Consider the following 24,763-nt stretch of genomic DNA (forward strand, 5'->3'; position numbering starts at 1 on the left):
CGTGTGCATTGTTAGCAGATTTTTCCTCCACCGCCAGTAAACCGGGTGGATAGCGGGAGCCTGCGATGCCCCGAATGACCGATGCTGGTTATAATGCGCGGCCTTTTGTGTCAGGCAACGTCTGATCGTTTACAGCAGCAGCCACTTTTTATTTTCATGGCGCTGGCAGTAATTGTTCGATTTCACGGGTCAACGGGATGCCTGTTGATCCAGGTAGCGGCGCAGGCCAGGCCGCTCAACCAGACTCGCCGAGCCTTTAATCCTGTGCCTGCGAGCCTGCTTTCACAATTTGTCAGGTGGTTTTATGGACAGCATCAACAGCCGCATCGCCGAGGAACTCGGTGTACGCCCACAACAGGTCGAAGCGGCCGTCGCGCTACTCGATGAAGGTTCTACCGTGCCATTCATCGCCCGCTACCGGAAAGAAGTGACCGGCAGCCTCGATGATATCCAGTTGCGTCATCTGGAAGAGCGTCTGCGCTACCTGCGAGAACTCGACGAACGGCGCATCAGCATCCTGGCCAGTATTCAGGATCAAGGCAAGCTGACCCCGCAGCTGGAGCGCGACATCAAGCTCGCCGACACCAAGACCCGCCTCGAAGACTTGTACCTGCCGTACAAGCAGAAGCGCCGCACCAAGGGCCAGATCGCCCTGGAAGCCGGCCTCGGCGAGCTGGCCGACGGCCTGTTCAACGACCCGACCCTGGCCCCGGACGTCGAAGCTGCACGCTTCATCGACGCGGAAAAAGGCGTAGCCGATGTGAAGGCGGCCCTTGAAGGCGCCAAGTACATCCTGATGGAGCGCTTCGCCGAAGACGCCGGCCTGCTGGACAAACTGCGCAGCTACCTCAAGCAGGAGGCCATCCTCAGTGCCCGCGTGATCGCCGGCAAAGAAGAGGAAGGCGCCAAGTTCCGCGACTACTTCGAACACGACGAACCCCTCAAAAGCATGCCATCGCACCGCGCCCTGGCGATTTTCCGTGGCCGCAACGAAGGCATTCTCAGTTCCGCGCTGAAAGTCGGCGACGAGCTGCCGGGCACCATGCACCCCTGCGAAGGCATGATCGGCCAGCAGTTCGGCATTCAGAACCAGAACCGCGCCGCCGACAAATGGCTGGGCGAAGTGGTGCGCTGGACCTGGAAGGTCAAGCTCTATACCCATCTCGAAACCGACCTGCTCGGCGAGTTGCGCGATGGCGCGGAAACCGAGGCGATCAACGTGTTCGCCCACAACCTGCACGATCTGCTGCTGTCGGCCCCGGCCGGCCCGCGCGCCACACTGGGCCTGGACCCGGGCCTGCGCACCGGTTGCAAGGTCGCCGTGGTCGACTCCACCGGTAAGCTGCTGGATCACGCCACCGTTTACCCCCACGTGCCGCACAACAAGTGGGACCAGACTATTGCGATCCTGGCAGCCCTTTGCGCCAAGCATTCGGTCGACCTGATCGCCATCGGCAACGGCACCGCCAGCCGTGAAACCGACAAGCTCGCCGCTGAGCTGATCAAGAAATACCCGGCGATGAAAATGACCAAGGTCATGGTCTCCGAGGCCGGCGCATCGGTTTACTCGGCGTCGGAATTGGCTTCCAAGGAATTCCCGGACCTCGACGTGTCGATTCGTGGCGCGGTATCCATCGCTCGTCGCCTGCAGGACCCGCTGGCCGAACTGGTGAAGATCGATCCGAAATCCATTGGCGTCGGCCAGTATCAGCACGACGTATCGCAGCTGAAACTGGCGCGCGGCCTGGACGCCGTGGTCGAAGACTGCGTGAACGCCGTCGGCGTGGACGTCAACACTGCTTCCGTGGCACTGCTGGCCCGCATCTCCGGCCTCAATGCGACCCTGGCGCAGAACATCGTCAGCCACCGCGACGAACACGGTGCGTTCAAGACCCGCGCCGCGTTGAAAAAAGTCGCACGCCTGGGTGAAAAAACGTTCGAACAGGCCGCCGGCTTCCTGCGGGTCATGAACGGTGACAACCCGCTGGATTCGTCCGCCGTTCACCCGGAAGCCTATCCACTGGTGCAGCGCATTGCCGCTGAAACCGACCGCGACATCCGTTCGCTGATTGGCGACGCCAGCTTTCTCAAGCGCCTGGATCCGAAGAAGTACACCGACGAGACGTTCGGTCTGCCAACGGTCACCGACATTCTGCAAGAGCTGGAAAAACCCGGTCGCGACCCGCGTCCCGAGTTCAAGACTGCCGAGTTCCAGGAAGGTGTCGAAGACCTCAAGGACCTGCAGCTGGGCATGATCCTCGAAGGCGTGGTGACCAACGTGACCAACTTCGGCGCATTCGTTGACATCGGCGTGCATCAGGACGGTTTGGTGCATATCTCTGCACTTTCGGAGAAGTTCATCAAGGATCCCCGTGAAGCGGTGAAGGCGGGCGACGTGGTGAAAGTGAAGGTCATGGAAGTCGATATACCGCGTAAGCGCGTGGGCCTGTCGATGCGCATGAGCGACACCCCTGGCGAGAAAATCGATGGCGCTCGTGGTGCGCGTCCTGGTTCGGCACCGCGTCAGTCCCAGAACACTGCACCGCGCAAGGAAACCACGGCGCCCGCCCCTGCCAACAATGCCATGGCTTCGCTGTTCGCCAACGCCAAGCAACTGAAGAAGCGTTGATGGAGATCCCGCCAGGGTTGACCGAAAGCGCGTTCTTCAAGCTGCTGGGTTGTCGTTTGCACAGCCTGGACACCGGGGTGGCGCAAGTCGCCCTGGCACTGCAGCCCGAACTGCGCAACCGCGGCGGCAAGCTGCACGGCGGCGCGTTGTTCAGCCTGGTGGACATTGCCATGGGCCTGGCCTGTTCCAGTACCCATGGCTTCGACCAGCAGAGCGCGACCATCGAATGCAAGATCAACTACATTCGCGCGGTTTCTGAGGGCGAGGTGATGTGCACAGCACGGGTGATCCACCCGGGCCGTCGCACGCTGGTGGTCGAGGCCGAGGTGATGCAAGGCGAAAAATTGGTCGCAAAAGCGCAAGGCACGTTCGCTGTCCTGTAGCTACCGATCATCATTTTGAGGTAATTTCGGCGCTATGAAAGCGGCGCCGGGATTTTCTTTGGGAGCGCGCTTGCCCGCGATGGCGGTGTGTCAGGCAACATAAATGGTGACTGACACTCCCTCATCGCGGGCAAGCCCGCTCCCACAGGGTTCGCGGCGACGGGTCCTTGACCGACTGGCATGAAGTCCGTGCTGCTAAAAAACCAGGCGAAAACGCCAGTTTCAACTTCACCCTTGTAGACCGTCTTGCCCACCCCCATATTGGGGCGACTGACGCGTGAAGGAATCCAACTTGAGCGAAATTCTCAACCGCCGCCTGGCTCTGCTTGGCGAGCGCGCTAACCTCTCTCTGCTCGAACAGTGCCTTCACGGCATCGAACGTGAATGCCTGCGCGTGACCAGCGAAGGTCGCCTGGCGCAAACGCCCCACCCCGAAGAATTGGGTTCCGCGCTGACCAATGAACAAATCACCACCGACTATTCCGAGTCGCTGCTGGAGTTCATCACGCCCGCCCTGCCGGACCCGGCCGATACGCTGGCGAGCCTGGACAGCATTCACCGCTTTGCCTACAGCAAGCTGGGCAGCGAGTACCTGTGGAGTCCTTCCATGCCGTGCCCGTTGCCGGCTGAGGAAGACATCCCGATTGCCTACTACGGCACCTCGAACATCGGTCAGCTCAAGTACGTCTACCGCAAGGGCCTGGCCCTGCGCTACGGCAAGACGATGCAATGCATCGCCGGGATTCACTACAATTTTTCCCTGCCGGAACAGCTCTGGCCGCTGCTCAAGGAAGCTGAAGGCTTTGTCGGCACCGATCGCGACTATCAGTCCTCGGCCTACATCGCGCTGATCCGCAACTTCCGTCGCTACAGCTGGCTGCTGATGTACCTGTTTGGCGCTTCACCAGCCCTTGATGCGGGCTTCCTGCGAGGTCGCTCCCATCAGCTGGAGCAGCTGGACCCGGACACGCTCTACCTGCCTTACGCCACAAGCCTGCGCATGAGTGACCTGGGTTACCAGAGTAACGCCCAGGCCGGCCTGACGCCTTGCTATAACGACCTGGTCAGCTACACCGACAGCCTGCGCAAAGCGGTAGCCACTCCCTACGCACCGTACGTGGAGATCGGCACCCATCAGGATGGAGAGTGGGTTCAGCTCAACACCAACATCCTGCAGATCGAAAACGAGTACTACTCCAACATTCGCCCCAAGCGCGTGACCTACACCGGCGAGCGCCCGATCCAGGCGCTGGTGGCACGTGGTATCCAGTACGTCGAAGTGCGCTGCCTGGACATCAACCCGCTCCTGCCGATGGGCATCGACCTCACCGAGTCGCGCTTCCTCGACGCGTTCCTGCTGTACTGCGCGCTCAACGACAGCCCGCTGCTGACCAACACCTCGTGCGGCAACGCGACCTCGAACTTCCTTAGCGTGGTCAAGGAAGGTCGCCGCCCGGGCCTGCAACTGCAGCGCGACGGCCAGCCGGTGGACCTCAAGGAGTGGGCCAGCGAGTTGCTGGAGCACATTGCGCCGCTCGCGGCGATACTGGACCAGAGCCACGGCGGCGATGCTCACAGCAAGGCGCTGGATGCCCAGCTGGCCAAGGTCAAGGACCCGGCCCTGACCCCATCGGCCCAGGTGTTGGCCGCGATGGCAGAGCACAAGGAGAGTTTCAGTCAGTTCTCGTTGCGTCAGAGCCAGGCGCATGCGGAATATTTCCGCAGCGAACCGCTTTCTGCCGAAGACCAGGGGCGATTCGAAGCACGTGCGCGTTCATCGCTGGCTGAGCAAGTCGAGTTGGAGCAGAACGAGGTCGGCGATTTTGATGTGTTTGTCGGGTCGTATCAGGCGAGCATTCTGGCGATCAGTAATTAATCGGCAGCTTTAAAAAGATCGCAGCCTGCGGCAGCTCCTACAGGGATCGGCTGGAGTCTGCGATTTTTTTTCGCCGCGCTACGCAGTCCCCGAGCCTGCACGCGACCTGTGTAGGAGCTGCCGCAGGCTGCGATCTTTTGATCCTCCGCTTTTTCCACTCATAAGCTAATGCGAAAAAGTTATTTATTTCCGCATTCTTAGATCATTTAGTCTCCTCAAACGCCAACTCCCGGCCGCCTGTTGAGGAGCTTCTCCGATGAAACTGCATTTCCCCCTTCGCCTCCTGGCGGCCGCTTCGCTGGCTGCGGCGAGCTTCTTCGCCCAGGCCGCCGACGTCACCGTTGCCTACCAGACCACCGTAGACCCGGCGAAAGTTGCCCAGGCCGACGGCGCCTATGAAAAAGCCACCAACGCCAAGATCGACTGGCGCAAATTCGATAATGGCGCCGACATCATTGCCGCCATTGCCTCCGGCGACGTACAGATCGGCTACCTCGGCTCCAGCCCCCTGACCGCCGCGATCACTCGCAAAGTGCCTGTGGAAACCTTCCTGATCGCCACCCAGATCGGTGCCGCCGAAGCCCTGGTGGCTCGCGACGGATCGGGGATCAAGACACCGCAAGACCTGATCGGCAAGAAGATCGCCGTGCCATTCGTGTCCACCGGACACTACAGCCTGCTGGCCGCGTTGAAGCACTGGAATATCGACCCGTCGAAAGTCACCGTACTGAACCTCGCCCCGCCAGCCATTATCGCCGCGTGGAAACGGGGTGACATCGACGCTACCTACGTGTGGGACCCAGCCCTGGGCGTTGCCAAGGAAAACGGCAAAGTGCTGATTACCTCTGGCGAACTGGCCAAGTTCGGCGCACCGACCTTCGATGCCTGGATCGTGCGTAAAGATTTCGCTGAAAAACACCCGGAAATCGTCACCGCCTTCGCCAAAGTCACCCTCGACGCCTACGCCGACTACCGCAAGGACCCAACAGCCTGGCTGGCTAATCAGGGCAACGTCGACAAGCTGGTGAAACTCTCCGGCGCCAAGGCCAGCGACATCCCACTGCTGTTGCAAGGCAACGTCTACCCGCTGGCGGCTGATCAGGTGATCACCCTCGGCGCGCCGACCACCAAAGCCATCACCGACACCGCCGTGTTTCTCAAGGAACAAGGCAAGGTGGAAGCGGTTCTGCCGGACTACGCGCCGTACGTCAGCGCCAAGTTCATCACCAACTGATCGGGAGTTTATTGCGATGGCCTTGCTACAGCTGGAGCGTATCAGCGCACAGTACCCCGGCAGCCCCGAACCGGTACTGGCGGATATTTCCCTGAGCCTGGGGCCTCAGCAATTGCTGGTGGCGCTCGGCCCGTCGGGCAGTGGCAAGACCTCACTGCTGAACCTGATTGCCGGTTTCGTCGAGCCCAGCGCCGGGCGCATCACCCTCGACGGCGTGCCCGTCAAGGGACCGAGCGCCGAACGCGGCGTAGTGTTTCAGGACGACGCCCTGCTGCCTTGGCAGGACGTGCTGGCTAACGTCGGCTTCGGCCTGGAACTGGCAGGCGTCTCGAAAGACAAGCGCGAAATCCGTGCGCGGGAAATGCTCACGCTGGTGGACCTGTCCGGTTTCGAACACCGGCGCATCTGGCAGCTTTCGGGCGGCCAGAAACAGCGTGTCGGCCTGGCCCGTGCGCTGGCGGCCGACCCTCGCGTACTGTTGATGGACGAACCGTTCGGCGCGCTCGATGCGTTCACCCGCGAACAGATGCAAGAGCTGCTGCTGCAAGTCTGGCAGCGCACCGCAAAACCGGTATTTCTGATTACCCACGACATCGAAGAGGCGGTGTTTCTTGCCACAGACCTGATTCTGCTGGCGCCAAATCCGGGGCAGATCGTCGAACGTCTGAGCCTGGACTTCGGTCAGCGTTACGCCGCCGGCGAGTCGGCACGGGCGATCAAATCCGACCCACGTTTTATCGAAACCCGCGAACACGTGCTCGCCAAGGTGTTCTCCCAACGCAGCGCCGCACAACGGCAGGAGCGCGCATGAGCAGCTACGAAATTCCTGCCGTTAGGGTAAAAACCGCTTCGACGGTGATTCCCGTACGGCGCAGCTTGAGCACGCGCTGGATCAGCGTCCTGACACTGGTCGCACTGGTAGCGCTTTGGTGGGCTGTGACGGCAACCGGCATGATCGAGCCGCTGTTCTTGCCACCACCGTCGGCCGTCCTGCAGAAGGGCTGGTTGCTGGTAACCACCGGCTACATGGACTCGACGTTGTGGCAGCATTTGGGCGCGAGCCTCAGCCGTATCGGCCTGGGCCTGGGCTTTGCCGTGCTGACCGCGGTTCCGGTGGGTATCGCCATCGGTCACAACCGCATCGCCCGTGGCATTCTCGATCCGCTGATCGAGTTTTACCGCCCTATCCCACCGCTGGCGTATCTGCCACTGATCGTGATCTGGTGCGGCATCGGTGAGCTGTCCAAAGTCCTGCTGATCTACCTGGCGATCTTCGCCCCGATTGCCATTGCCACCGCCACCGGCGTGCGCACCGTCGATCCGGCCAAATTGCGTGCTGCACAGTCCCTGGGCGCTACCCGCGCGCAGCTGATTCGCCATGTGATTCTGCCGAGCGCGTTGCCGGACATCCTGACCGGCGTGCGCATTGGCCTGGGGGTTGGCTGGTCGACGCTGGTCGCCGCCGAACTGATCGCCGCCACCAGTGGTTTGGGCTTCATGGTGCAGTCGGCCGCGCAGTTCCTGGTCACTGACGTGGTGGTACTCGGGATCCTGGTCATCGCGCTCATCGCTTTCGCCATGGAAATGGGCCTGCGCGCCCTGCAACGCAAGCTGGTGCCGTGGCACGGCCAGGCCCACTGAAAAACTTGAACGCCCCTTATTAGACCCAGCCCGCAGGTGCCGTGTCGTTCACCAAACATAGACGACACTCAGAACTGAAGAGAATCACGATGAGTAACCTGACGATAGTCCCTTTAAGCTCGGCCCTCGGCGCGCAGATCAGCGGTGTCGACGTGAGCCAGCCACTGACTCCGGAACAACGCGACGCTATCGAGCAGGCATTGCTCAAGCACCAGGTGCTGTTCTTCCGCGACCAACCGATCACGCCACAACAACAGGCACGATTCGCCGCGTATTTCGGCGACCTGCACATTCATCCGATCTACCCCAATGTGCCGGAACAACCCGAAGTGCTGATCCTCGACACCGCCGTCACCGACGTGCGCGACAACGCTATCTGGCATACCGACGTGACCTTCCTGCCCACCCCGGCAATGGGCGCGGTGCTCAGTGCCAAGCTGCTGCCCGAGTTTGGCGGCGACACCTTGTGGGCCAGTGGTATTGCAGCCTACGAGGCGCTGTCCGCCCCCATGAAATCCATGCTCGAAGGGCTGACAGCCACTCACGACTTCACCCGGTCATTCCCGGTGGAGCGCTATGGCAACACCCCTGACGCGTTCGCCCAATGGGAAGAGGCCCGACGCAAGAACCCGCCGTTATCGCACCCGGTGGTTCGCACGCACCCGGCGAGCGGGCGTCGGTCACTGTTCGTCAACGAGGGCTTCACCTCGAAGATCAACGAGCTGTCAGACACCGAGAGCGAGGCGGTGCTGAAACTGCTGTTCGCCCATGCCACTCGCCCGGAGTTCACCATTCGCTGGCGGTGGCAGAAGGACGACGTGGCGTTCTGGGATAACCGCGTGACGCAGCATTACGCCGTGGACGACTATCGGCCGGCGCGGCGGGTGATGCAGCGGGCTACGGTGTTGGGGGATGTTCCGTTCTTTCGGTAGTTGCCCAGTTTTTGTCGCGAATTTGATGGACCCTTCGCGGGCAAGCCCGCTCCCACAGGAATCCGTGCCATGCACAAAACTCACTGTGGGAGCGGGCTTGCTCGCGAAGGCGATCTAACAGGCGCCAGATAACCTGACGCCTGACGCTTACTCAGCCGTCGAAGGCTTCTCCCAAAGATTGATCCCGCCTTCCTGGGCAAAGCGGTCGATCTCCGCCAACTCTTCAGCACTGAAGCTCAGATTCTTCAACGCACCGACGTTTTCGATAATCTGCTCAGGCCGGCTTGCACCGATCAGCGCCGAGGTCACCCGCGAGTCACGCAGTGTCCAGGCCAGTGCCAACTGCGCGAGGCTCTGGCCGCGACGCTTGGCAATCTCGTTCAGCGCGCGCACATGAGCGATGTTGGCTTCAGACAAATGCGAGGCCTGCAGCGAGCCACCCCCCGGACGATTCACCCGCGCATCCGCCGGCACGCCGTTGAGGTACTTGTCAGTCAGCAAACCCTGGGCCAGAGGCGTGAAGGCGATCACGCCAGCGCCGAGCTCATCGGTGACATCCAGCAGGTCCTTTTCAACCCAGCGATTGAGCAAGTTATAAGCCGGTTGATGGATCAGCAGCGGCACTTTCCATTCTTTCAACAGTTCGGCCATTTCGCGGGTTTTAACCCCGGAATACGACGAGATCCCGATGTACAGGGCCTTGCCTTGCTGCACCGCTGTTGCCAGTGCGCTGGCAGTTTCTTCCAGTGGCGTGTCCGGGTCGAAACGGTGCGAGTAGAAGATATCAACGTAGTCCAGGCCCAGGCGCTGCAAGCTCTGATCAAGACTGGCCAGCACATACTTGCGCGACCCGCCGCCCTGGCCATAGGGGCCGGGCCACATGTCCCAGCCGGCCTTGCTCGAGATGATCAGTTCGTCGCGGTACTGCTTGAAATCTTCACGCAGCAAACGACCGAAGTTGATCTCGGCACTGCCGTAGGGCGGGCCATAGTTGTTGGCCAGGTCGAAGTGGTTGATGCCCAGGTCGAACGCGGTGCGCAGCAACGAGCGCTGGGTGTCGATCGGCGTGCTGTCGCCGAAGTTGTGCCACAGGCCCAGCGACAACGCCGGTAGCACCAGCCCGCTGCGGCCTACGCGGCGGTATGGGATAGAGTCGTAGCGATTTTCAGCAGCGGTATAGATCATCGAATCCTCTCTCGTTGATTTCTGTGGGAGCAAAGCTTGCTCCCGATGACGCCCTCACCTTTCCTGATCAACGTACCAAATGCAGGAACTGCATGTGCCGCTCGTACTGATCGAGGATGTCGTTGATGATCTGCTCCTTGGTGTAGCCGACCAGATCATAGTCCTGACTGCCCTCGGCCAAATGCACTTCAGCCCGGTAATAACGGCGATTGTTGAGCTGCTTGGAGCCCATGCCTCCGCGGGCAAACGACGGCGTGAAGTACCCGCGCATCTGCACTTGATAGATGAACGGATGCTCCTCGCCATGTCCGATTTCCAGGCTGACGTTGTCGTTGGCCGGGTCGGGTTGAGTGACCACGCTCAAGCCCTTCTCGACGAACACGGCCGTCACTTCTTCAATCGCCGGGCGCACCGTCGTATCAAGGAAGCGATAGACTTCGTCACGCGACGGGAAATGCACGGCCTGAGTCAAGCGTTGACGCCATCCGCCACGCCGCGAGCCGGATACCGGCGCCAGGGAATGCAGCTGCGCAATCTGCTTCTGCGACTCCAGGTAAAACGCCTTGTGCAGGCCCCACATCATCAGCAGCAAGATCATCGAGAACGGCAGCGAGGTCAGCACCACCGCTGATTTCAACGCATCGATGCTGCCCGAAAACAGCAGCGCACTGGTGACCAGCGCAGTCATAGCGCCCCAGAACACCCGCAGCCATTTCGGGCCATCCTCATCGGGATTGCCACCCTTGGCCGACAGCGTCGACAGCACCACCGTGCCCGAGTCGGCAGAGGTGACGAAGAACACGAAGCTGATGAACACGGTGACCGCGATCACCGTCTTGCTCCACGGATAGGTTTCCAGGAGCAGGTACAACGTCATCGACGGGTTGTCGATGGCGGACATGCCCAGTGCACTCATGCCGTGATTGAGCACCTGATCGATCGCGCTGTTACCGAAGATCGACATCCACGCCAGGGTGAAGCCCAGCGGGATCAGCAATACGCCAAAGACGAACTCGCGGATGGTCCGGCCACGGGAAATCCGTGCGATGAACAGCCCCACGAACGGCGACCATGCGATCCACCAGGCCCAGTAGAACACCGTCCAGCCACCCAGCCAGTCGCTCGGTTTGTCGTAGGCGTAGAGGTCGAAGCTCTTCATCGGCAAGGCGCCGAGATAATCGCCGATGTTCTGGATCAAAGTATTGAGCAAGTGCTGGGTAGGACCGGCGAACAACACAAACAGCAGCAGCGCGCAGGCCAGCAACATGTTGATATCGGACATCACCCGCACGCCTTTGTCGACGCCGGACACCGCAACGATGATTGCCGCGCCCATCATCAGGGTGATCAAGCCGACCTGAATCCACTGGGTATGGGCGATACCGAACAGGTAGTCGAGGCCGGAGTTGAGGTGCAACACTCCAAAACCCATGTCGGCACCCAGGCCGAACACCGTGGCGATGATGCCAAAGCCATCCACCGCGTAGCCAATCGGGCCGTTGATGCGTTTGCCAATCAGCGGGTACAGCGCCGAACGCAAGGCCAGCGGCAGGTTATGCCGGTAGGCGAAGTAAGCCAGCGCCATGCCCACGAACGCGAATACGCCCCAACCGTGCAGGCCCCAGTGCAGAAACAGAATCTGCATTGCCTGGCGTGCGGCATCCGCCGTGCCCGCTTCCCCTTGAGGCGGTTGCGCCAGGTGGGTCAGCGGTTCGGACACGCAAAAGAAGAACAGTGTGATGCTGATCCCGGCGGCGAACAGCATGCCGGCCCAGGACAGGTAACTGAATTCGGGTTCGTCGTGGTCGGCACCGAGCTTGATCTTGCCGTAGCCGGACAAGGCGGTGACCACCACGAAGACCAGATACAGGGTCATCGCGAGCATGTAATACCAGCCGACCGTGTTGGCCGCCCAGTTTTGCGCTTCCAGAAGCCAGGCACCGGCCTGTTCAGGCATGGCGATGACGACAATGCCAAACAGCAGGATAAACGTCGCCGAGAAGTAGAACACCGGCGGATTCATGCGGACCTGGCCGCTTGGAGGGAGAGACGATGCACTCATGAAGTGTGCACCTCAACGGTTGCGGATGTGGCTGTAAAAATCGGACTCAGCAAAGGCAAGCCTCCTGTTGTGAGCGGGCAGCGAACCAAGGTTTTAACTTGAATGAACGTTCAAGTTAACCATGGATAGGGCGCTAAGGACTAATCGCAAGGCTCGGCGGTACTGTTTGTACGCTAGCTCAAGGAAGGGTATGAGGTGGGATTTGATGAATTGGTTCAGTGCGCAGTTGGCTGAATGCCATTATGCAGGCAGGACCTTAAATCAATCGCGAGCAAGCTTTGCTCCCACAAGGTTTTGCAAAGGCCACAAAAAAGCGGCCTGCAACTCAAGACCTGTGGGAGCAAAGCTTGCTCGCGATGACTTTGGATCAGACACACAAGATGCCGGAACTTACTTCTGCGTCCCATCGTCGTGCTGCAGATTCGCCTGCGTCAGGTTGCACCCCGCCGGCACACTGCGTGTCAGCCAGACATTGCCGCCAATGGTCGAGCCCTTGCCAATGGTAATCCGACCCAGGATCGTCGCACCGGCATAGATCACCACGTCATCCTCGACAATCGGATGCCGGGCGTGGCCCTTCTGCAACTGCCCGTCCTCATCCGCCGGAAACCTTTTGGCGCCCAGCGTCACCGCCTGATAAATCCGCACGCGCTCGCCAATGATGGCCGTCTCGCCAATCACCACGCCCGTCCCGTGATCAATAAAGAAACTGCGGCCAATCTGCGCCCCGGGGTGAATATCGATGCCGGTGGCCGAGTGCGCGATTTCCGCGCTGATCCGCGCCAGCAAGGGCAAGCCGGCGCGATACAAATGGTGCGCCAGGCGATGGTGAATCACCGCCAGGATGCCGGGATAGCACAGCAGCACTTCATCGACACTGCGTGCCGCCGGGTCGCCGTGATAAGCCGCCAGTACGTCGGTGTCCAGCAAACTGCGCAGGCCCGGCAAGGCGAGTGCGAAATCCTGGATGATCTGAATCGTCCGCGCCTCGACCTCGGTATCGGCCTGCGCACTGTGGCGCGCGGCGTAACGCAGTTCGAGGCGTGCCTGGGCAAGCAACGCGTTGAGGGCGACATCCAGGGTGTGGCCGACGTAGAAGTCTTCGCTCTCCTCGCGCAGGTCCACAGGGCCAAGGCGCATCGGGAACAATGCGCCACACAGCGCTTCAAGAATTTCCGCCATGGCCGCCCGGGAAGGTAATTCCCTACCGCCCTGCTCTCCGCTGACACGGCCATTCTGGGTGCGCCACTGATCACGCGCTGTACGCAGTTGGCTGACGATGGTCTGCAACTGCCAATGGCTGGAACGCTCGCTCACGGTAAAGACTCCTCTCGGGCGGCCGGACTGTCTGGCCGCCTTGACGGCAATTACTTTACGGCAAGGTCTCAAAATCGAATTAAGAACCAATAGTGCTGTACTCAGTACTTTCAGCTATAAGCGATTCACGGTTGCCCCCGGATTTGGGGCTGCCTATAGTCCTGACACCTTCCTCCGCCAGTACGGAACCATGATCAAACAACAGCTCGCCCGTTTTGACCGCCTCGACCTGCTCGGCCATCCCACGCCCCTGGAAAAACTCGAACGCCTCTCGACCTGGCTGGGCCGCGATGTCTACGTCAAGCGCGACGACCTGACGCCACTGGCGATGGGCGGCAACAAGCTGCGCAAACTCGAGTACCTGGCAGCCGACGCGTTGTCCCAGGGTGCCGATACCTTGATCACCGCCGGGGCGCTGCAATCCAATCACGTGCGGCAAACGGCAGCCCTGGCCGCCAAGCTGGGACTGGGTTGCGTCGCCCTGTTGGAAAATCCCCTGGGCACGGATGACAAAAATTACCTGGGCAATGGCAATCGCCTGCTACTGGACCTGTTCGACGCCAAGGTTGAATGGGTGGAAAACCTCGACGACGCCGACGGCCAACTGCAGGCCCTGGCAGATCGCCTGCGTAACAATGGCAAGAATCCTTATGTTGTGCCGATTGGCGGTTCGAATGCCCTGGGTGCACTGGGCTACGTGCGCGCCGGCCTCGAGTTGGCCGAGCAGATCAAGGACACCGGCCTGACCTTTGCCGCAGTGGTCCTTGCCTCCGGGAGCGCTGGGACCCATAGCGGTCTGGCCTTGGCTTTGAGCGAAGTACTGCCGGATTTGCCAGTGATCGGGGTGACCGTATCGCGCAACGATGAAGAGCAGCGACCCAAGGTGCAGGGGCTGGCCGAGCGCACGGCAGAGCTGATGGGTATGAGCCTGCCGCCAGCCTTCAAAGTGCAATTGTGGGACGAGTATTTCGGCCCGCGTTATGGCGAGCCCAACGCCGGGACCTTGTCGGCCGTGAAACTGCTGGCGAGTCAGGAAGGCTTGTTGCTGGACCCGGTGTACACCGGCAAGGCCATGGCTGGCATGCTCGATGGGATTGGACGGCAGCGTTTTGATGAGGGACCGATCATTTTCCTGCACACGGGTGGGGCGCCGGCGTTGTTTGCTTACAAGGATTTCCTTTGACGGGTTGCAAGATCAAAAGATCGCAGCCTTCGGCAGCTCCTACAGTGGTATGCCGCTTATTCTTTGAGCGAATAACAGAATCGATATTTATTATTTTATTATCTATCGCCGCCATCATATAGTCGCGCCGCAGGCGAATTTGTGGCAAAACACATATGCTGCTTCAGGGCAGCATCATGCAGTCGCTTCAATCCCGAATTTGCCAACTTTCCTAAAGCGTCTTCCCATAAGAAACCACAGGGGCTTGTCATGAATTTTTCCGTACTCCGTCGAAATCTGCTGGTAGGTTCGCTGGGCCTGGCGCTGAGCGCCGGCCTGATCGGCCAGGCCGTTGCCGGTGAGCAACTGCAAAAAATCAAGGACGCAGGCGTGATCAACGTCGGCCTGGAAGGCACCTACCCACCGTTCAGTTTCGTCGACGCCGACGGCAAACTGGCCGGCTTCGAAGTTGAATTCTCCGAAGCCCTGGCCAAAGAGCTGGGCGTGAAAGTGAAGCTGCAACCGACCAAATGGGACGGGATCCTCGCGGCGCTGGAATCCAAGCGCCTCGACGCCGTGGTCAACCAGGTAACCATTTCCGAAGAGCGCAAGAAGAAGTACGACTTCTCCGAACCGTACACGGTTTCCGGGATTCAGGCGCTGGTTCTGACCAAGAACAAGGACACCATCAAAACCGCCAACGACCTGGCTGGCAAGAAAGTCGGCGTGGGCCTGGGCACCAACTACGAACAGTGGGTAAAAGCCAACGTACCGGGCGCCGACGTGCGCACTTACGAAGATGATCCGACCAAGTTCCAGGACCTGCGAGTGGGTCGTATCGACGCCATCCTGATCGACCGCCTTGCAGCGCTGGAATACGCCAAAAAGGCCAAGGACACCACCGCCGCCGGCGAACCGTTCTCCCGTCAGGAAGCCGGTATCGCCCTGCGTAAAGGCGAACCTGAACTGCTGGCGGCCGTGAACAAGGCGATCGACAAGCTGCGTGCCGACGGCACACTGACCAAGCTTTCGGAAAAATACTTCAACGCTGACGTCACTAAATAATGGAAGAGGCTTTCCAACTCGCGCTGGATTCCGCGCCTTTCCTGCTGAAGGGCGCGTACTACACGGTGATCTTGAGCCTGGGCGGCATGTTTTTCGGCCTGCTGATGGGCTTTGGCCTGGCCTTGATGCGCTTGTCGCGCTTCAAGCTGGTGAGCTGGATCGCCCGCATCTACGTGTCGTTCTTTCGCGGCACACCGTTGCTGGTGCAACTGTTCGTGATCTATTACGGCCTGCCGCAACTGGGTGTCGAACTTGATCCGTTGCCAGCGGCCCTGATTGGCTTCTCGCTGAACATGGCCGCCTACGCCTGCGAAATCCTGCGGGCTGCGATCAGCTCCATCGAACGCGGCCAATGGGAAGCCGCCGCGAGTATCGGCATGACCCGTGCGCAGACCTTGCGCCGGGCCATTCTGCCGCAAGCGATGCGCACGGCCCTGCCGCCACTGGGCAACAGCTTCATTTCGCTGGTCAAGGACACCGCCCTGGCAGCCACCATCCAGGTGCCGGAACTGTTCCGCCAGGCGCAGCTGATCACAGCTCGCACCTTCGAAATCTTCACCATGTATCTTGCCGCCGCACTGATCTACTGGATTCTGGCCACGGTGCTGTCGCACCTGCAGAACAAGTTGGAAGAGCGGGTCAATCGGCACGACCAGGAGTCCTGACCCAATGATTGTCGTGGAAAAACTGACAAAGCAGTTCAAGGGTCAGGTGGTGCTTAACGGCATCGACCTGCAGGTGAAGGCCGGCGAGGTGGTGGCGATCATCGGGCCTAGCGGCTCGGGCAAAACCACCTTCCTGCGCTGCCTGAACTTTCTAGAAGAACCCACCAGCGGCCGGATCAAGGTCGGCGACATCGAAATCGATGGCAGCCGTCCACTGAACCAGCAGCAAAGCCTGGTGCGCCGCCTGCGCCAGCACGTGGGTTTCGTGTTTCAGAACTTCAACCTGTTCCCCCATCGCACCGCCCTGGAAAATGTCATCGAAGGGCCGATCGTGGTGAAAAAAATCCCCCAGGCCGAGGCTGTTGCCTTGGGTAAGAAGCTCTTGGCCAAGGTCGGCCTGGCCGGCAAGGAAGACGCCTATCCAAGGCGCCTCTCCGGTGGCCAGCAACAGCGCGTGGCAATTGCCCGGGCGCTGGCGATGGAGCCGGAAGTGATTCTGTTCGATGAACCGACTTCAGCGCTGGATCCGGAGCTGGTGGGTGAAGTGCTGGCGACCATCCGCGGACTGGCCGAGGAGAAGCGCACCATGGTTATCGTGACTCATGAAATGGGGTTCGCCCGGGATGTCGCCAACCGCGTGGTGTTTTTCGACAAGGGCGTGATCGTGGAACAAGGCGAGGCGAAAGCATTGTTTGCCAATCCTCAAGAAGAACGGACTAAACAATTCCTTAGCAAGTTTCTGAACAACACCCACGCCTAACCTCCCCGCACTACTTTTAACTTCCAAGGATGGAAGTCTCCCTTTCGTACAAATTCAAAAACCGTGTGCGGCTCACACCGAGGCGTCTGCGTGGGAGTAAGCGTCAGCCATACCTTCTATGCATATTCCTAAAAGTTAGTTTATTTATTATTTATACACGTTTACGGTATATGCACCGGACCACCGGACATTCTTGATTTCGTTCGCCGCCATTTCGCGCGGCGTTTCCATGAAGATGTGAGGTAGGTATGGTCCGGAACACAATCACCCCAGTGCAGAACGCCAGGGCATTGCGTGCAGCCAAGGAGTGGCACTGATGTCCAGTCTGGCAGATGCACTCGTCCAGAGTGATCTGGACATCGCCCCGTTGGTATTGCCAGCACAGGTCCTGCGCAACGATGCGCAAGCCATCAAGGCCGCTCGTGAACTCGCGCAGGTCGCGCGCCTGCAAGCAGCCAGGCGCGACCAGCAGCGCAAGCTGCCCTGGTCGGAAATCGAACAGTTCACCCGTAGCGGCCTGGGCAGTATTTCCATTCCCCGCGAATACGGCGGCCCGCAGGTCTCCTTCGTGACCCTGGCCGAGGTATTCGCGATTATTTCCGCGGCCGACCCGGCATTGGGTCAAATCCCGCAGAACCAGTTCGGCATCCTTCACCTGCTGCTCGGCAGCGCCACCGATGCGCAAAAAAAGCAGCTGTTCACCAGCGTGCTTCAAGGCTGGCGGATCGGTAATGCCGGTCCAGAGCGCGGCACCAAAAACACTCTGGAACTCAAGGCGCGAATCACCCCGAGCGGCGACGATTTTGTGATCAACGGGCAGAAATTCTATTCAACCGGCGCGCTGTTCGCCCATTGGGTAGCGGTCAAGGCGCTCAACGACGATGGCAAGCAAGTCCTGGCCTTCGTTCGTCGCGGCACGCCGGGTTTGCGCATCGTTGATGACTGGTCGGGTTTTGGCCAGCGCACTACCGCCAGCGGCACCCTCCTGCTGAACAATGTGCAGGTCGAAGCCGAACTGGTGGTGGACAACTGGAAGATCAATGACACGCCCAATATCCAGGGCGCCGTCTCGCAGTTGATTCAGGCCGCGATTGACGCCGGTATCGCCCGGGGCGCCATCGACGACGCCATCGAGTTCGTGAAAACCCGTGCCCGGCCATGGATCGATGCCCAGGTCGAACGAGCCAGTGACGACCTCTATGTGATCGCCGACATCGGCAAGCTGAAAATCGAACTGCACGCAGCCGAAGCGCTGTTGCGCAAAGCCGGCAAAGTCCTCGATCAGGTCAGCGCCACGCCGCTGACTGCCGAGTCTGCGGCCCGAGCCTCGATAGCCGTGGCCGAAGCCAAAGTGCTGACCACCGAGATCTCGCTACAGGCCAGTGAAAAACTCTTCGAACTGGCTGGCAGTCGCGCCACCCTCGCTGAATTCAATCTCGACCGCCACTGGCGTAACGCCCGGGTGCACACGCTGCACGATCCGGTGCGCTGGAAATATCACGCGGTCGGCACTTACCACTTGAACGGCACCCTGCCGGCTCGTCATTCATGGATTTGACCCCCGGAACACTTTTGACCAGATCTCTGGAGAAGCACATGCCTCTTTCTCACCACGTCGCGGTCATAACCAGCGATGAGCAAGCCTTGGTCGTCGCCAGTGACCTGGCCGATGATTTCAAACGCGACAGCGCCCTGCGCGACCGCGAACGCCGTTTGCCACACCCGGAACTTGAAGTGTTTTCGCGCTCGGGCCTCTGGGGCATCAGCGTGCCTAAAGAATATGGCGGCGCCGGCGTGTCCAACGTCACATTGGCCAAGGTCATCGCCCTGATCGCCCAGGCAGATGGTTCCCTGGGACAAATTCCGCAAAACCATTTCTACGCCCTCGAAGTGCTGCGGGTAAACGGCAGTGAAGAGCAGAAAAAACGCCTGTACGCCGAAGTATTGGCCGGCCAGCGCTTGGGCAATGCGCTCGCCGAACTGGGCACCAAAACCGCCCACGATCGCGTCACTCGCCTGACCAGGGAGGGCGACGGCTATCGCATCAACGGTCGCAAGTTCTACGCCACCGGCGCGATCTATGCCCAGCGCATCCCAACCTCGGTGGTGGATGAGCATGGAGTACAGCAACTGGCGTTCGTGCCGCGCAACAGCAAAGGCCTGACCGTGATCGACGACTGGAGCGGGTTCGGCCAGCGCACCACCGGCAGCGGCTCAGTAGTATTCGAAGATGTGTTCGTCGCGGCCGAGGACGTGATCCCGTTTCAAAGCGCTTTCGAGCGGCCAACGCCAGTCGGCCCCCTGGCGCAGATTCTCCACGCGGCCATCGACACCGGTATCGCCCGCGCCGCCTACGAAGATGCGCTGCACTTCGTGCGCACCAAGACCCGGCCATGGATTGACGCCACCCACGAAAAGGCCACTGAAGACCCTCTGACCATCAAAAGCTTCGGCCACTTGAGCATTCGCCTCCACGCAGCCGAAGCGCTGCTGGAACGCGCCGGTGAATACCTCGACAAGGCCCAGGCCGACACCCACGCCGCAACCGTCGCGGCAGCCTCGATTGCCGTCGCCGAAGCCCGCGCCATCAGCACCGAAATCTCTCTCGCGGCGGGCAGCACGCTGTTCGAATTGGCAGGTAGCCAGGCGACCCTGATCGAACATGGCCTGGATCGCCACTGGCGCAACGCCCGGGTACACACCCTGCATGACCCGGTGCGCTGGAAATACCACGCCGTGGGCAACTACTACCTCAACGATGAAAACCCGCCACTACGGGGGACCATCTGATGACCGTTGCCAAGAAGAAGATCCTGCTTAATGCGTTCAACATGAACTGCATAGGGCACATCAATCACGGGCTGTGGACCCATCCACGGGACAACTCCACCCAATATAAAACCATCGAATACTGGACCGAACTGGCGCAACTGCTCGAGCGCGGCCTGTTCGATGGCTTGTTCATCGCCGACATCGTCGGGGTGTATGACGTCTACCAGAATTCGGTGGACGTGCCGCTCAAAGAATCGATCCAGCTGCCCGTCAACGATCCCCTGCTGCTGGTTTCGGCCATGGCCGCCGTCACCCGCCACCTGGGTTTCGGCCTGACGGCAAACCTCACTTATGAGCCGCCGTACCTGTTCGCCCGGCGCATGTCCACGCTCGACCACCTGAGCTGCGGCCGGGTTGGCTGGAACATCGTCACCGGTTATCTCGACAGCGCGGCCAAGGCCATGGGCTTGCGCGAACAGGTCGAACACGACCGTCGCTACGACCAGGCTGATGAGTACCTGCAAGTGCTCTACAAGCTCTGGGAAGGCAGCTGGGAAGACGGCGCAGTGGTGAACGACCCCGTGCAACGCGTCTATGCGCAACCAGACAAAGTGCACAAGGTCGAGCACAAGGGCGAGTTCTATCAGGTCGAGGGTTATCACCTCTGCGAACCCTCACCGCAACGCACGCCGGTGCTGTTCCAGGCTGGCAGCTCGGATCGCGGATTGCTGTTTGCCGGGCGTCACGCCGAGTGCGTGTTCATCAGCGGCCAGAACAAACCGTCGACCAGAGCCCAGGTGGACAAGGTGCGCGCCAGTGCCGTCGAGGCCGGGCGCAAGCCCGAGGACATCAAGGTGTTCATGGGGTTGAACGTGATCGTCGGCGCCACCGAAGAACTGGCCTGGAACAAGCATGCCGAGTACCTGAGCTACGCCAGTGCGGAAGCCGGCGTGGCGCACTTCTCGGCGTCTACCGGGATCGATTTTGCCGAATACGAAATCGATGAGCCGATCCAGTACGTAAAGAGCAATGCCATCCAGTCAGCGACCAAAAACCTGCAGAACAACGACTGGACCCGACGCAAATTGCTCGAACAACACGCCCTCGGTGGCCGTTACATCACCGTGGTCGGTTCGCCGGCGCAAGTGGCCGATGAACTCGAATCGTGGATCGCTGAGACCGGTCTCGACGGCTTCAACCTGACGCGCATCGTCACACCGGAAAGCTATGTGGACTTCATCGAGCTGGTGATTCCGGAGTTGCAGCGGCGAGGGTCGTACAAGACCGCTTACGACGACGGCAGCCTGCGGGAGAAGCTGTTCCACGCGCAGGCGCATTTGCCAGCGCAACACATCGGCGCCGAGTTCCGCCGCTAAGAGCATCGCGGGCAAGCCTTGCTCCCACAGGGTGGAGTGAGCACCTGAGAACCCTGTGGGAGCAGAGCTTGCTCGCGATGACATTCGACCAAACACCCCAATTTCATGCACTGACTGGAAAAACCATCATGACCAAAAAACTCATCTCTCACCCAGTCAAAGCACTGGCCCTGGCCCTCGGCCTCTGCAGCTCGGTGACCTTCGCCGCTGACGCCCCACTGAAAATCGGTACCACCGCCGCCTTTGCCATTCCCCTGGAAGCCGCTGTCGAAGAGGCCAACAAGCAGGGCCTGAAAGTCGAACTCGTCGAGTTCAGCGACTGGATCGCCCCCAACGTCAGCCTCGCCGCCGGCGACATTGACGTGAACTATTTCCAGCACATCCCGTTCCTGGAAAATGCCAAGGCCGCCGCAGGGTTTGACCTGGTGCCGTTCGCGCCAGGAATCATCAATAACGTCGGCCTCTACTCGAAAAAATACAAAAGCTTCGATGAATTGCCAGAAGGCGCCACCGTCGCGATCGCCAACGACCCGATCAACAGCGGCCGCGGCCTGCAACTGTTGGCCAAGGCCGGCCTGATCACCCTCAAGCAGGGTGTGGGCTACAAGGCCACCGAAGAAGACATCGTCGCCAATCCGAAGAAAATCAAGATTCTCCAGGTCGAAGCTGTGCAACTGGTACGCGCATACGATGACGCCGACCTGGTACAGGGCTACCCGGCCTACATCCGCCTGTCCAAGACTTTTGATGCTGGCTCTGCCCTGCTGTTCGACGGCCTTGATCACAAGGAATACGTGATCCAATTCGTGATCCAGCCCAAGAGCAAAACCGACCCGCGCCTGATCAAGTTCGTCGACATCTACCAGCATTCGCCAGCCGTTCGCGCCGCCCTGGACCAGGCCCACGGCAAGCTCTATCAAGCTGGCTGGGAAAGCTGAGAATGAGCGCTGCCACCCAGCTGCGACTGGATATTCCAGAGCAACGTAATGCGCAACAAGCCCAACTGCACCCGGAACTGAACCGCGCCCACTTGCGCTTCGTTGGCCTGGGCAAAACCTACAATGGCCAGCAGGGTCCGGTGGCGGCCCTGCACGGCATCGACCTGGCGATCCAGCGCGGCGAAGTATTCGGCATCATCGGCCGCAGCGGCGCCGGCAAATCGTCGCTGATCCGCACCATCAACCGCCTCGAACAACCGAGTAGCGGGCGGGTGCTGATCGATCAGGTCGACATCGGCGAGTTCGATGAAGACCGCCTGGTGGCGCTGCGGCGACGCATCGGCATGATCTTCCAGCACTTCAACCTGATGTCCGCCAAAACGGTGTGGCAGAACGTCGAGTTGCCGCTGAAAGTGGCGGGTGTACCGAAGGAAAAACGCGAGCGAAAAGTGCGCGAACTGCTGGAGCTGGTCGGCCTGGAAGGCAAGCACAAGGCCTACCCGGCGCAGTTGTCCGGCGGGCAGAAACAGCGAGTCGGCATCGCCCGGGCCCTGGTGCACGACCCGCAGATTCTGCTGTGCGACGAAGCCACCTCGGCACTGGACCCGGAGACCACCCAATCGATCCTCGGCCTGCTGCGCGAGATCAATCAGCGCCTGGGCCTGACCATCGTGCTGATCACCCACGAGATGGCGGTGATCCGCGACATCTGCGACCGCGTCGTGGTGCTGGAACATGGACACATCGTCGAGCAGGGCCCGGTCTGGGAGGTGTTTGGCAACCCGCAGCACGAAGTCAGCAAGACCCTGCTTGCGCAGCTGCAACACGCCTTGCCGCAGGAATTGCAAAGCCGTTTGCAGCCGCAACCACCGTCGCCAGATGCAGCGGTGGCGCTGCGCCTGCAGTTCACCGGCAGCGCCACCGACGAGCCCGACCTGGCTGCGCTGTTCAGCGCACTCGGCGGTCGCGTGCGCCTGCTGCAAGGTGGTGTGGAACGGATTCAGGGACATGCCCTGGGGCAACTGCTGCTGGCGGTGTCAGGCTCGTCTCTGGGCACTGAGCAACTGCGCCAACGCGCCGGGCAATGGGCGCAACAGGTAGAGGTGCTTGGCTATGTGGTTTGATCGCTTGCTGCAAGGCTTTATCGACACCTTCCTGATGGTGGGTGTCTCGTCATTGATCGCGCTGCTGGCGGGCATTCCGCTGGCGGTCATTCTGGTTACCAGCGCCAAAGGCGGCATCTACGAAGCGCCGGCGCTCAACCGTGCATTGGGCGCGTTCGTGAACCTGTTTCGCTCGATCCCGTTCCTGATTCTGATGGTGGCCCTGATTCCATTCACCCGGCTGATCGTCGGCACCACCTACGGCGTCTGGGCGGCCGTGGTGCCCCTGACGATTGCCGCCACGCCATTCTTTGCACGCATTGCCGAGGTCAGCCTGCGCGAGGTGGATCATGGGCTGATCGAAGCGGCGCAAGCGATGGGCTGCCGGCGCTGGCACATTGTCTGGCACGTGCTGTTGCCTGAAGCGCTGCCGGGGATTGTTGGCGGGTTCACCATCACCCTGGTCACCATGATCAACTCCTCGGCCATGGCCGGCGCGATTGGTGCCGGTGGGCTGGGTGACATCGCGTATCGGTACGGCTATCAGCGCTTTGACAGCCAGATCATGTTGACGGTGATTGTGTTGCTGGTGGTCTTGGTGGCGATTATCCAGCTGGGCGGGGATCGCCTGGCGCGGGGCTTGAACAAGCGCTGAATCAAGATCAAAAGATCGTCCGATCGCGGCCCGAGCCTGCGGCAGCTCCTACAGTGATAAATGTTCACCGAGGATGCCGTGCATCACCACGCCCCCTGTAGGAGCTGCCGAAGGCTGCGATCTTGGCGATCGGAAAAACGCTACAAACCGGGAAGTTTTCTGACAGAAAAATCAGCGTTCCTACACGCATGCTCCCTTCCCTTTGCAGGAAATTTCCTAGATTATTTCGCCCGCTTGCGCCTACAGATTTCCGCGTCTAATCTCGGCCCGTCACTGCTCATCAGTGACCGGGTTTAGTAGCCCGAACAATAGGTGCATAGCGTCCCATGCTCATGCCCGGCAATTTTTGCCGGGTAATGAATATGGCGGCTGTGTGTGGGGCACCTCCGGGTGCACCGGGTTTCCTATTGACCGGTCTACTAACCTGCGCACAGCTGCCACCCTCGTTTTAGTAGGCGAGAAGTGTCGGCTCCCACGTATCAATAGGAGCAACACGGATGAAAAAGCCTGTCCCCGATCCACCCTCCAATGCAACCAGGAACGATGACCTCCAAAGAGATCGCTCCGCACTCTACCGTGCCATCGATTTCTACCTGACCGGCGAACAACCGTCGGCTCCCGATGAGCTGAGGTTCTACAACGTCAGCAACGATGTAAGCTTCGAAGACACCCAACTCTACATCGCCGATTTGTTGCGCTGTGCATCGGTCACGGCCTATCAGTGTGGCGACCACCTCAAGGGTGCCGACCGAGCCATGGTGTATTCGATTTGGCATTTGCTGGAGATCGCCAAGGCGATGGTTGACCGGTCGATTGATTGCCTGGGGATGAAGCAGGCGCAGGACTGACTTGACGGGTGTTCCTTAAGGCCGCCTTCGCGAGCAAGCTGAACTGGTCAAGCAATCCCGGACACCGTTTACGGTGCTTATGCCGCTTTTTGCTCCATAGCTATTGGCGACAGGTAGTTGTTGTAGCTGTGGAGCCTGGTGCGGTTGTAGTACATGAAGA

21 protein-coding genes are annotated in these 24,763 nt (G+C 60.3%); 18 read left to right on the plus strand and 3 right to left on the minus strand.

Features of this window, described 5'->3' with window-relative positions; genetic code table 11:
- The first annotated feature begins 304 nt into the window (after window positions 1–304).
- The 7 genes from IMW75_RS20655 (at window position 305) to tauD (ending at window position 8,695) form a co-directional block, all read left to right on the plus strand.
- Window positions 305–2,629, plus strand: coding sequence for a Tex family protein (locus IMW75_RS20655; RefSeq protein WP_205893592.1), 2,325 nt, complete (start codon window positions 305–307; stop codon window positions 2,627–2,629).
- Window positions 2,629–3,012, plus strand: coding sequence for a PaaI family thioesterase (locus IMW75_RS20660; RefSeq protein ID WP_045061314.1), 384 nt, complete (start codon window positions 2,629–2,631; stop codon window positions 3,010–3,012). The genes IMW75_RS20655 and IMW75_RS20660 overlap by 1 nt, the downstream gene beginning before the upstream one ends.
- Before the next feature lie 292 nt (window positions 3,013–3,304).
- Window positions 3,305–4,888, plus strand: coding sequence for a glutamate--cysteine ligase (gene gshA / locus IMW75_RS20665; protein ID WP_205893593.1), 1,584 nt, complete (start codon window positions 3,305–3,307; stop codon window positions 4,886–4,888).
- 256 nt (window positions 4,889–5,144) lie between these two features.
- Window positions 5,145–6,122, plus strand: coding sequence for a taurine ABC transporter substrate-binding protein (tauA, locus tag IMW75_RS20670; RefSeq protein WP_205893594.1), 978 nt, complete (start codon window positions 5,145–5,147; stop codon window positions 6,120–6,122).
- 16 nt (window positions 6,123–6,138) lie between these two features.
- Complete coding sequence (gene tauB / locus IMW75_RS20675) at window positions 6,139–6,933, plus strand: taurine ABC transporter ATP-binding subunit (protein WP_045061311.1); 795 nt, start codon at window positions 6,139–6,141, stop codon at window positions 6,931–6,933.
- Complete coding sequence (gene tauC / locus IMW75_RS20680; RefSeq protein ID WP_045061310.1) at window positions 6,930–7,763, plus strand: taurine ABC transporter permease TauC; 834 nt, start codon at window positions 6,930–6,932, stop codon at window positions 7,761–7,763. Before tauB ends, tauC begins: the two co-directional genes overlap by 4 nt.
- 89 nt (window positions 7,764–7,852) lie before the next feature.
- The gene (gene tauD / locus IMW75_RS20685; RefSeq protein ID WP_205893595.1) at window positions 7,853–8,695 is read left to right on the plus strand and encodes a taurine dioxygenase; all 843 of its coding nucleotides are present in this window, start codon (window positions 7,853–7,855) and stop codon (window positions 8,693–8,695) included.
- A 147-nt stretch (window positions 8,696–8,842) separates the two neighbouring features.
- Here tauD and mgrA read toward each other — a convergent pair whose 3' ends face one another.
- The 3 genes from mgrA to epsC all read right to left on the minus strand — a co-directional run bounded on the left by mgrA (window position 8,843) and on the right by epsC (window position 13,259).
- Complete coding sequence (mgrA, locus tag IMW75_RS20690; protein WP_205893596.1) at window positions 8,843–9,880, minus strand: L-glyceraldehyde 3-phosphate reductase; 1,038 nt, start codon at window positions 9,878–9,880, stop codon at window positions 8,843–8,845.
- A 67-nt stretch (window positions 9,881–9,947) separates the two neighbouring features.
- Complete coding sequence (gene betT / locus IMW75_RS20695) at window positions 9,948–11,903, minus strand: choline transporter BetT (protein WP_177328583.1); 1,956 nt, start codon at window positions 11,901–11,903, stop codon at window positions 9,948–9,950.
- Window positions 11,904–12,332: 429 nt separating this feature from the next.
- On the minus strand, window positions 12,333–13,259 hold the full coding sequence (gene epsC, locus IMW75_RS20700; RefSeq protein WP_045061305.1) for a serine O-acetyltransferase EpsC: 927 nt from the start codon (window positions 13,257–13,259) through the stop codon (window positions 12,333–12,335).
- 190 nt (window positions 13,260–13,449) lie between these two features.
- Between epsC and IMW75_RS20705 the strand changes: the two genes are divergently transcribed.
- The 11 genes from IMW75_RS20705 (at window position 13,450) to IMW75_RS20755 (ending at window position 24,603) form a co-directional block, all read left to right on the plus strand.
- Window positions 13,450–14,442 carry a D-cysteine desulfhydrase gene (locus tag IMW75_RS20705; protein ID WP_205893597.1) on the plus strand — a complete coding sequence of 331 codons (993 nt, stop codon included), beginning with the start codon at window positions 13,450–13,452 and terminating at the stop codon, window positions 14,440–14,442.
- A 249-nt stretch (window positions 14,443–14,691) separates the two neighbouring features.
- Window positions 14,692–15,486, plus strand: a complete 795-nt coding sequence (gene tcyJ / locus IMW75_RS20710) for a cystine ABC transporter substrate-binding protein (RefSeq protein ID WP_045061303.1) — start codon at window positions 14,692–14,694, stop codon at window positions 15,484–15,486.
- Complete coding sequence (tcyL, locus tag IMW75_RS20715) at window positions 15,486–16,151, plus strand: cystine ABC transporter permease (protein WP_122840762.1); 666 nt, start codon at window positions 15,486–15,488, stop codon at window positions 16,149–16,151. Before tcyJ ends, tcyL begins: the two co-directional genes overlap by 1 nt.
- A 4-nt stretch (window positions 16,152–16,155) precedes the next feature.
- Window positions 16,156–16,911 carry an L-cystine ABC transporter ATP-binding protein TcyN gene (gene tcyN, locus IMW75_RS20720; protein WP_122840763.1) on the plus strand — a complete coding sequence of 252 codons (756 nt, stop codon included), beginning with the start codon at window positions 16,156–16,158 and terminating at the stop codon, window positions 16,909–16,911.
- 316 nt (window positions 16,912–17,227) lie between these two features.
- Window positions 17,228–18,469: an SfnB family sulfur acquisition oxidoreductase gene (locus tag IMW75_RS20725; RefSeq protein WP_205893598.1), complete on the plus strand. Its 1,242-nt coding sequence runs from the start codon at window positions 17,228–17,230 to the stop codon at window positions 18,467–18,469.
- A gap of 38 nt (window positions 18,470–18,507) precedes the next feature.
- On the plus strand, window positions 18,508–19,701 hold the full coding sequence (locus tag IMW75_RS20730) for an SfnB family sulfur acquisition oxidoreductase (protein ID WP_205893599.1): 1,194 nt from the start codon (window positions 18,508–18,510) through the stop codon (window positions 19,699–19,701).
- Window positions 19,701–21,059 carry an LLM class flavin-dependent oxidoreductase gene (locus tag IMW75_RS20735; protein WP_205893600.1) on the plus strand — a complete coding sequence of 453 codons (1,359 nt, stop codon included), beginning with the start codon at window positions 19,701–19,703 and terminating at the stop codon, window positions 21,057–21,059. The genes IMW75_RS20730 and IMW75_RS20735 overlap by 1 nt, the downstream gene beginning before the upstream one ends.
- Window positions 21,060–21,187: 128 nt before the next feature.
- On the plus strand, window positions 21,188–21,997 hold the full coding sequence (locus tag IMW75_RS20740) for a MetQ/NlpA family ABC transporter substrate-binding protein (RefSeq protein WP_205893601.1): 810 nt from the start codon (window positions 21,188–21,190) through the stop codon (window positions 21,995–21,997).
- A 2-nt stretch (window positions 21,998–21,999) separates the two neighbouring features.
- Complete coding sequence (locus tag IMW75_RS20745; protein WP_205893602.1) at window positions 22,000–23,121, plus strand: methionine ABC transporter ATP-binding protein; 1,122 nt, start codon at window positions 22,000–22,002, stop codon at window positions 23,119–23,121.
- Complete coding sequence (locus IMW75_RS20750) at window positions 23,111–23,755, plus strand: methionine ABC transporter permease (RefSeq protein ID WP_045061295.1); 645 nt, start codon at window positions 23,111–23,113, stop codon at window positions 23,753–23,755. Before IMW75_RS20745 ends, IMW75_RS20750 begins: the two co-directional genes overlap by 11 nt.
- A gap of 497 nt (window positions 23,756–24,252) precedes the next feature.
- Window positions 24,253–24,603, plus strand: coding sequence for a DUF6124 family protein (locus IMW75_RS20755; protein WP_045061294.1), 351 nt, complete (start codon window positions 24,253–24,255; stop codon window positions 24,601–24,603).
- Window positions 24,604–24,763 lie beyond the last annotated feature (160 nt).

It is taken from the genome of Pseudomonas gregormendelii (assembly GCF_017114825.1).
GTDB classification, from domain to species: Bacteria; Pseudomonadota; Gammaproteobacteria; order Pseudomonadales; family Pseudomonadaceae; genus Aquipseudomonas; species Aquipseudomonas gregormendelii.